Raw genomic sequence first — 4,694 nt, 5'->3', positions numbered from 1 at the left:
ATGGCTACTTAAAAGTTTAAGTGCGTAAATATGTTTTTTGTTATGGAGTTTTTCATCCTATATGTACGCACTTTGATTTTATCAAAAATGTCTAATAAATTAGACAATTAGCTTTCATCCCCCGGCTGGAAGCCGGAGGTTCTCAGCATAAGTAGGATAGACAAACGTGGTGAGAATGAACGTAGAGACGTAGCACTGCTACGTCTCATCAAAGGTTTCGGGCAACGCATAACGATGTCTAATAGGTAAAAATTAAGCCTTGGCGACTAGAAGTCGCGGCTAAACGAACCAAGTCTGCTTCAGTTCTGCGGACTTCGCGAAAATGAAAGGTTCCTTACCCTTGCTATGGGGGTTTTGTACGCGCAACGCCGCGATTTTAATCGTCAGGTACATTCCCGTTACTTTTAACTTTCCTGCTTTTAAGCGTTGGCAAACATCACCAACGTCGTTAACAATACAACTAATCCACAGACCCAAAGCAGCAACGATCCCCAACTGACAGAATCTTTTTGTACTCTCTGCCACAAATTGCTAACTAAGTTATTACGAACAGCCATTTTATCCCCTCCATATTTTGCTAAATCTGTACTCAACTCAAGTTAACTTCATCCTTGAAAGTACGAGGCTTTAAAATGCTCACTTCCAAAGATTAATTAACTGCAATTTAAATACAGGTATGAAAGTAGTAGGGGCTAACGCGTCGCCTTCCCAAAGCAAAAACTGATAAAAAGAAAATTTTTTCTTTAACCTAATATTTATCTTCCCATAATTGAGCGTTTACATTAGAAAATTTAATTAACTTGAAAAGATTCTTAACGCAATCCGACTAAGATAACTTTCTAGTCGTCTGCGCTTCAGCGCTGAAACGCAGACTACATAAAGCGCTGTACTACCTGAGGGGTTGAGATGTAAGCACCACTAGGATAAGGCTAGAAAATTACACTGAATAACTTCCTAGATAGCAATACTTTGGGCAATTTTCGAGGGAAGAAGGTAAATGTATGGTTGAGAACGAGATAAATTGCGGACAGATATCTTTTCTTCGATTTCTTGCAGATGCTTCTGGAATGTTTCAAAAGCCAGTTTTGCAGGAGTATGAGAAAAGGGATTTTTCAAAGTTAAAAGTGACTCACTAGTGTATGGCGGTGCTAAACTTAAAGTACTCATCAAGACGATTTGTAATATAGATTGCCAACGACTTGGGAGCTTTTTAACTAAATCTATTTTTTCTTTGTTGTCATTTTCAAGGAAATCAGAGAAAGATTGATAGATAGCGAACGGCAGATTGGGAATCCATGCAGCATGTTCATATTGACCAAAGTTAACAGCCGAATGCCGAACAGTAACTGTAAAAATAATGTTTGTGACAATCTCAATCAAATCGTCTAAGCTATTAAAACTTTCAGTCAATTGGTCAAATTTATCAGGTGAAAGAAGTCCTTGGATGTTGCCATAATTTGGGTCAATCAGTTCGTTTTTCCATGCTTGGAGTTCTTTGTCGTTAATAAGATCGTCAACAACTTTATATTGCAATTTCAAAACATCGCTGACGTAATCTTTGATAGCATCCCAAATTAATAATGCATCTTCCCGATAATAGTAGCCGGGTAAATCGTAGACATTGCGTTCTGTCAAGTCATATGGCAAAGATTGCTTGTAAAATAGCCACGGTTCACCTTGATATTCACTTCCCTTACCACTGTATCCTCTGATTAAGAGTTCATGAGAGCCTGTGTAACCCAAGGCTCCGATAATATCAAAAAGACCTTTTCTGGGAAGAAATACACCACGAGCCATATTATTGATAGCAAGAGTATTAAAAAAGTGAGGTTTTAAAATTTGATAAATAATATGCTCAGGTGATAGTTTTCTGAAAGTAGCGATCGCAAAAGTTTCTGCGATTAGGTGAGTGTGGAGTAAGTGTGATACAATCCCTTGGTAAGAAATATCAGCAGATCCTATAACCGTCTTTGCTGTTAACCAGACTTCAGAGTCATCCCCAGGGGTGAAGATGCGGTTAAAAGCATTATCATCGACAGTTTTTTGCTGCAATTGTATTGCTATAGGTACAAGCTGTTTTTCATCATTTACATACAGCAGACAAAGTGGAGCAAATGCATATCTTCCTAATTGGTCTTCTAGTTGAGGATTGAGTATATTATCAAAGATTTTATAGTCTAATACATACAAGCGATCGCTTGCCAATGCTGAAGCCAGAGTAATATCACTTCCCCAAACTGGTTTAAGTATTTCGTCAGTAACGCGGAATTTTCCCACTGGATAAATATCTGATTGTCGGCATTTTTTGATAAATGCTGGGTTAATTCCATTTAGCCGTTCATAAGCAAATTGTGTGTCTGACTGCCACTTTTTTTTAGCAACAGATGGTTTCTTCAAAAATGTCCAAGGTTTAAAAAAATCATTAAAATCATCAATTTTTTCCCAGTCATTGAATCCAGATAAAATACTTATTAAGCCAAAATCTGCCGTGCCTGTAAATACCAGTTTACCTTTTTGATTCTGCTTGTAAAGAAAAGGAAACAGATGTATAAGTTGTGCTATTAGCAGACCGATTAATCCTTTCAGGGTGTTAAAGAGAAAAATGAATATCTTCACGGCAGAAAAGCCTTCTCCTCTGGGAACTCCTTTCACATGGGAAGGTAATTGAGGATTAGCAGGCTCCCACTGGTATAGGCTTTCTGAAAGATTAGTTTTTCTCATAATAATCTCCTTGTCAAGTGTGTAATTACTAGGTTTTCAAGAGAGAGATGAATATGAATGCATTTAGATATAATCTAACTCATTGTTTATACTTACTTTATTTTCCCGGAAGTGCAAATCAGACAAGAGTAATATAACTTAACTTTATCTCACATACCTTCATAAGTACTGGAGTGTAAAGAAATAAAGAACTAAATGTAGTAAGCAGTAAACCCCTCATACCAAGGGTTTGAAGCGGTTTACCGCTCACTATTAGACAAACGTCGTGGAAATTAAATATGCATTGTCCAAACCCCAAGAGACGTAGCATTGCTACGTCTCTACATTCTTTTCCGGAGATGTCTATTGTTTTCTGGAGATGTCTATTATAAACAACAGCAAAGTTTTAATTTTACCTTCACGTTCGCTGATTTTGCCATCAAGCTTTTTAATGTGTAAATTTGATACAGAATAAATTAGTTTTGGTACAAATAACCATAATTATAAACTGCAATCACGATTCTCAAATCAAAATTATGGAGCAAAATCAGCAACAACGCCGCACTGCCGCTAAAGAGTTTCTTCAATCCCTCAATGAGTTGGAGGGTATATTACAAGAGAGTCCGACTGAAGAGGAAGAAACAAAAAAAACCGATACTCCTGAAACCACTAATGCTGAACTAATTGAAATAGAAGCAGAAATTGATTTAGAAGCTTTAGAGGATGCCGTTACTGATATCGAAGAATATCTGGAAAATAAAATAAAATAAAAGTTACGAGTTGATAATTCTTAACTCCTAACTCTGTACAGACGCAAGGAACCTACAGCATGTACTCCTTCATTTTCTGTCGTTGAGCCTCGTACAACATTAAAGCTCCAGCGATTGCCACATTCAAAGATTCCACCCCTGGATTCAAAGGTATTTTCACGGCTTTATCTGCCATTGTGGCTAAAGAAGCCGACAAACCCGCACCTTCGTTACCTAATAAAATTAAACTTGGTTTTCGCCAATCTACTTGCCAATAAGTTAAAGTTGCACTTGGCAAAGTTGCCACAATCTGCATTCCCGCTTCCTTGGCAAGATTTACTGTATCTTTTAAATCTGCACTCACCGCCATCGGTAAGCGAAACCACTGACCAGCACTGGCACGCAACACTTTGGGGTTATCTAAATCTACACTATCTGCACTCAGCCACAGCCCCGATGCCGAAGCCGCTGCCGCAGTCCGAATCATCGTCCCCAAATTGCCCGGATCTTGCACAGTTTCCAAAGCTAGCAGCAACCCAGTGAAGGGAACTTGCATTGCCGAGCTTCGTTTTGCGGTAGCGATAACACCATCAGGTTGTACTGTCGTCGCGATCGCTTTCAATACTTCTTCACTGACAATTTCAAAGCGATCGCACCGACTACAAGCTTGCTCCCAAAGTGCCGGATGAGCCGCTTCCCATTGTGAGGTACAACACACCACATCCAGCGGATAATTCACCCCACAAGCTTCTTCCAACAAATGCGTACCTTCGAGTAAAAACAACTCCTGCTTGTGACGCTCCTTCGAGGAGTGCAATTTGCGGATTTGCTTTACTAAAGAATTTTGTAAACTAGTTAACATTAAAAATTATGAGTGATGAGTGATGATTTAACTCCGTACAGACGTTCCACCGTAACATCTCCATCCAAGTACAGACGTTCCACCGTAACATCTCCATCCAAGTACAGACGTTCCACCGGAACGTCTCTACCTAACTCATATGCGGAACCCGGGACTTGAACCCGGAAGCCTTGCGGCACTAGAACCTGAATCTAGCGCGTCTGCCAATTCCGCCAGTTCCGCTGGCATTTTTTTATCACCGTTCTCTATCCTTACTCATTTTCTAGCTTTTGTCAACGCCTTTAGCATAAAATGAGGAATTGGTAATTGGGCATGGGGCAATTTGACTAGGGGAAAGGGACTCATGGTAAGAAAGAAGAAATATTTCCCCCACTCCCCCCATC

The 4,694-nt window shown here is 39.4% G+C and carries 4 protein-coding genes and 1 tRNA gene; 1 reads left to right on the top strand and 4 read right to left on the bottom strand.

The window, feature by feature from the left end; genetic code table 11:
* Positions 1-419: 419 nt before the first annotated feature.
* Positions 420-557 (bottom strand): hypothetical protein, encoded by a 138-nt coding sequence (locus OGM63_RS06425; RefSeq protein WP_263744670.1) that lies wholly within the window; start codon positions 555-557, stop codon positions 420-422.
* A gap of 397 nt (positions 558-954) precedes the next feature.
* Complete coding sequence (locus OGM63_RS06420) at positions 955-2,721, bottom strand: lipoxygenase family protein (RefSeq protein WP_263744669.1); 1,767 nt, start codon at positions 2,719-2,721, stop codon at positions 955-957.
* 515 nt (positions 2,722-3,236) lie between these two features.
* On the opposite strand from OGM63_RS06420, the gene OGM63_RS06415 reads away from it, so the two are divergent.
* Positions 3,237-3,470 (top strand): hypothetical protein, encoded by a 234-nt coding sequence (locus OGM63_RS06415; protein ID WP_263744668.1) that lies wholly within the window; start codon positions 3,237-3,239, stop codon positions 3,468-3,470.
* A 52-nt stretch (positions 3,471-3,522) separates the two neighbouring features.
* Here the strand turns inward: OGM63_RS06415 and OGM63_RS06410 are convergent, their stop codons facing one another.
* Both OGM63_RS06410 and OGM63_RS06405 read right to left on the bottom strand, forming a co-directional pair.
* On the bottom strand, positions 3,523-4,311 hold the full coding sequence (locus OGM63_RS06410) for a TrmH family RNA methyltransferase (protein WP_263744667.1): 789 nt from the start codon (positions 4,309-4,311) through the stop codon (positions 3,523-3,525).
* Positions 4,312-4,451: 140 nt separating this feature from the next.
* Positions 4,452-4,533: transfer RNA gene (locus OGM63_RS06405), tRNA-Leu, on the bottom strand.
* Positions 4,534-4,694 lie beyond the last annotated feature (161 nt).

The organism is Plectonema radiosum NIES-515, from assembly GCF_025753815.1.
Classification (GTDB): domain Bacteria; phylum Cyanobacteriota; class Cyanobacteriia; order Cyanobacteriales; family Nostocaceae; genus Hassallia; species Hassallia radiosum_A.
Note: the sequence above shows the minus strand (reverse complement) of the source record. Positions and strands in the feature narration are given on the sequence as shown.